The sequence below is a fragment of the Maribacter sp. 4G9 genome, assembly GCF_002742265.1.
GTDB lineage: Bacteria > Bacteroidota > Bacteroidia > Flavobacteriales > Flavobacteriaceae > Maribacter.
The window spans coordinates 1-4,061 of the sequence record NZ_MDGL01000171.1 but is presented as its reverse complement, the minus strand read 5'-3'; the positions used below and the strand labels follow the sequence as shown (position 1 = coordinate 4,061).

Here is a 4,061-nt window from a genome sequence, read left to right as displayed (position 1 = left end):
GCAGTTTGTTGTGTTTTCATATCTTTTGATTTTGGTGAATCTTAAAGATACTCGACAGGCTGCTTTTACATAGATGCTAAACGTAATGCGGACTTTGGGGCAAAACCGAAAGGTCTGCGTATATTTATGAAGCCGCTAAATCTTATGGATTTAGCTTTAGAGAAGAAAAATAAATCAAAACAATAAGCTTTAGCTTCGTGCGCAGACGGAAACGAAAAGTTTCCTTGCCCCCGCACTACGCTTAGCCGAACCGATGATGTACAATTATTCATTTAATTTTTATTGTTTTTCAAAGGTATTCATCGGTCGCTTCGCTCGGTCACCTAAAGGTGAACCCAAGTCGCTACATTGTCGCCAAAGGCTCCAATTCCCGCCCCTTGGGATTTGTACATCATCGCAGGGCCATGCCAGTTTGCATAATCCGTAGGATGAGGGACCATCCAACCTATCACCTTTAGGCGCCATCGAGGAAAACTGTACATATCAACGGCTATATGCAACCTGGCCACGTTCAACACGTATTTTAAATTTATCCCAACAAGTTGCGTAAATTTAAAACCCGTAACGTGGCTTCACATAGCCCTGCGTTTGTTGTCACCTTAAACCCATTAAAAAAGAGCAACCCTTAATGAAACTGTTTGACAATTTACAGACAAAAAAGATACATAAAGGAACGATTCTTTTGTACAAGGGAGATACTTGCAAAACTGTTTTTAAAGTGAATGAAGGATGCTTGAAAAGTTATGTAATAGATAAATCCGGGAAAGAACACATCTTGCATTTTGCACCCGAAGATTGGTTAATTACTGACATGGATAGTTTTGTAAACAATAAACCATCTACTATTTTTATCGATGCTATTGAAGATAGCGAAATATCAATACTTACAACTACCAATTACAGCGATATTAGTCAGTTGAGTTATGATGATTTGCTTGAACAAAATAAAAAATTAGTAAATAATTTAATCACAACAAATAAGCGTTTAGCCAATTTATTAAGTGCAACAGCCGAAGAACGCTATGTAGATTTTGTAGAAACTTATCCAACCCTTGTACAAAGACTTCCACTTAAACTAATTGCTTCCTACTTAGGCATGACTCCCGAATATTTAAGTGATGTTAGACGAAAATTAGCTCGAAAGTGATTTCTTAAGATACCTTAATTTTTATCTTTTTAATTGTTCACACCTTTGCATCATTATTAACAATTAAAAAGTTTAAAAATGACAACAGCAGTAAAATCAAAATGACTAAACATAGCTTTATGGGTAGCACAAGGCTTAATTTCTTTAACCTTAATTTGGGCAGGCTATACCAAATTATTTCAACCCATTGAAGAAACAGCAAAAATGTTGCCTTGGGCACTTGATAATCCTGGTTTATTAAAATTCACAGGTATTGTCGATTTACTTGGAGGAATAGGAATCGTTTTACCAGCAGCTTTAAAAATACAACCAAAATTAACGGTTTTTGCGGCTTATGGCACCATTGCGTTAATGATTGCAGCAAGCGTATTTCATATTTCAAGAGGAGAAGCATCACTTATTGGAATGAACATTTTCTTTCTTGTTCTTGCCTGGTTTATAGCTTGGGGAAGAACAAAAAAAGCACCTATTCTGGCAAAATAATTAAAACATATAAATCATGATATTAATAACAGGAGCGACTGGAAATTACGGAAAGGCAAGCATTGACTCTCTTTTAAGAAAAGGTGTTTCTTCCTCCAATATAGTCGCATTGGTTAGGGATGAAGAAAAAGCAGCCGACTTAAAAAGTAAGGGTGTTGAAGTACGAGTGGGCGACTACAATAATTACGAGCAATTGGTAAATGCTTTCAAAGGAATAGACAAACTACTTTTGATATCAGGTTCAGATTTGGTTAATCGAGACCAGCAGCATCAAAACGTAATAGAGGCTGCAAAAGAAGCTGGGGTAAAACATATTGTGTATACAAGTTTTGAACGCAAAAACGAAACCGAAACTTCACCCATTGCTTTTGTTGCTGCCTCACACATAACTACCGAAAATTTGATTAAAAGCAGTGGTATGCACTATACAATTTTGCGAAACAATCTGTATATGGATTTACTGCCTTGGTTTTTTGGAGAAAAAGTGATGGAAACAGGAGTGTTTTTACCCGCAGGAGATACCAAAGCTGCTTTTGCTTTAAGAGATGATATGGCAGAAGCCACTGCCAATATAATGATGACCGAAGGACACGAAAACAAAGTATACAATTTCAGCAATACCGAAAACGTATCAATCGGAGAAATGGCAACAAGCTTAAGTGAGATTGCTGGAAAAGAAGTTACGTACACAAGCCCAAGTACGGAGGTTTATATAGAAACCTTAACTAAAGCTAATGTTCCTGCAGATTATGTAGGTATGTTTGCTGGCTTTTCAACGGCCATTAATCAAGGAGAATTTACAGTTGAAAATTCAGATCTAGAAAATATCTTGGGAAGAAAGCCCACCTCGGCAAAACAATTCTTGTCAATGGTTTATGCTTCAAAATAACCCTTGAAAGTAGCAGACAAAGTCTGCTACTTTCTGATTTTATAAGGAATTACAAATGACTTTGAAATGAAGAGAACAGCGTTTCTTAAAATAATGGGGCTACTCCCTTTTACTTGTTTAGGTATGAAATTAAATGATTTAGCTAAAATATCAGAAGGTTTTCCACTAACAGAGAAAATGCCTGTTCTATTTTTAGGTCATGGCAGCCCAATGAACGCCATTGAAGAGAATGAATTTGTAAAGGGCTTTAGAGATATTGCCAAAACAATACCAATTCCTAAAGCTATACTCTGTGTGTCTGCCCACTGGTTTACAAAAGGTACAAAGGTAACAGCTATGGAAATGCCACAAACCATCCATGACTTTGGTGGCTTTCCTCAGGCACTTTATGATGTCCAATATCCTGCAAAAGGAAGCCCTGAATTAGCCAAAGAGACCCAATCTTTGTTAACGCCTACTTCGGTAGAATTAGATGACAAATGGGGTTTAGACCATGGTGCTTGGAGCGTAATAAAGCACCTTTACCCAGAAGCTAATATACCTGTAATTCAGTTGAGCATCGATTATAATAAATCTCCACAACAACACTACGAATTAGCACAACAATTAAGCAGTCTACGTAATAAAGGAATTTTAATAATAGGCAGTGGTAATATTATTCACAATTTAGGCATGGTTGATTTTGCAAACGCACATAAGGACGATTATGGCTATGATTGGGCAGTTGAAGCAAGATCAGCTATCAATAATCATTTACTTGATGGAAATTACCAACCACTCATCGATTACCATAAGCAATCCAAAGCATTTCAGTTGGCAATTCCCACTCCAGACCATTATTTACCATTAATATACAGTCTTGGTCTTCAAGAAAAAGGTGAGTCTATTAACCTTTTTAATGACAAACTATTGGCTGGAAGTTTAAGTATGACAAGTTTAAAAATATCATGACAAATTGGTGGTATTTTATACTAAAAAGAAAGGCGAACAGCTAATCGAGTAGACGGCTCCGCCATTAACTGATGGAGTGCACCTTGGGTACACTCCCGCACTTTTGGAAATGCTACATCATCGCCCTGGTATGCCGGATCACAATGGCCGTAGATTGAGGGACCTGCCCGCCAAAAACGCCGCCAAGGCTTTTCAACGCGACACATTAAAACGCTGATACCCAATCCGGTCGCCACAATTTTTATTCCCAATACCGAAAATGAATTTGCTATATTTCCATAAAAATTTGACGGACTGCGCATCGCACTGCGTTGTGCTTCATTATCAGAAACCGCTAACAAATGATAAAATTCTTTAGAAAAATTAGACAGAACTTGCTTTTAGAAGGCAAAATTGGAAAATACCTTAATTGACTTAGGTACTTAATCAATAACGATAGAAGTAGTAAATTCGGGGAAACAAACATCAAGAACATGGAGCAAAGATTCAAGAGCATGTCCCTTTTCGACTTTATGGAGAAATTCCCGGACACGGACAGCTGCCTGTCGCATCTGGCCTGGCTAAAGTGGGACGGGGGCTACAGGTGCCCCA

5 protein-coding genes are annotated in these 4,061 nt (G+C 37.6%); 4 read left to right on the top strand and 1 reads right to left on the bottom strand.

The window, feature by feature from the left end:
• Positions 1-323: 323 nt before the first annotated feature.
• On the bottom strand, positions 324-482 hold the full coding sequence (locus BFP75_RS21945) for a hypothetical protein (RefSeq protein ID WP_165776517.1): 159 nt from the start codon (positions 480-482) through the stop codon (positions 324-326).
• A gap of 146 nt (positions 483-628) precedes the next feature.
• Between BFP75_RS21945 and BFP75_RS17605 the strand changes: the two genes are divergently transcribed.
• From BFP75_RS17605 to ygiD, 4 genes are all read left to right on the top strand, one after another.
• A complete protein-coding gene (locus tag BFP75_RS17605; protein ID WP_099546659.1) occupies positions 629-1,147 on the top strand; it encodes a Crp/Fnr family transcriptional regulator in 519 nt (172 codons plus the stop codon).
• Between the two features lie 111 nt (positions 1,148-1,258).
• Positions 1,259-1,630 (top strand): DoxX family protein, encoded by a 372-nt coding sequence (locus BFP75_RS17600; RefSeq protein WP_206073570.1) that lies wholly within the window; start codon positions 1,259-1,261, stop codon positions 1,628-1,630.
• A 16-nt stretch (positions 1,631-1,646) separates the two neighbouring features.
• The gene (locus BFP75_RS17595) at positions 1,647-2,519 is read left to right on the top strand and encodes an SDR family oxidoreductase (RefSeq protein WP_099546658.1); all 873 of its coding nucleotides are present in this window, start codon (positions 1,647-1,649) and stop codon (positions 2,517-2,519) included.
• A gap of 123 nt (positions 2,520-2,642) precedes the next feature.
• Complete coding sequence (gene ygiD / locus BFP75_RS17590) at positions 2,643-3,470, top strand: 4,5-DOPA dioxygenase extradiol (protein ID WP_099546660.1); 828 nt, start codon at positions 2,643-2,645, stop codon at positions 3,468-3,470.
• Positions 3,471-4,061: the final 591 nt, after the last annotated feature.

Bases quoted from the DNA above. Each gene is read 5' to 3' on its own strand.
- BFP75_RS17595 (WP_099546658.1), top strand. From the start codon at position 1,647: ATGATATTAATAACAGGAGCGACTGGAAATTACGGAAAGGCAAGCATT.
- ygiD (WP_099546660.1), top strand. From the start codon at position 2,643: ATGAAATTAAATGATTTAGCTAAAATATCAGAAGGTTTTCCACTAACA.
- BFP75_RS17605 (WP_099546659.1), top strand. From the start codon at position 629: ATGAAACTGTTTGACAATTTACAGACAAAAAAGATACATAAAGGAACG.
- BFP75_RS21945 (WP_165776517.1), bottom strand. From the start codon at position 482: ATGTACAGTTTTCCTCGATGGCGCCTAAAGGTGATAGGTTGGATGGTC.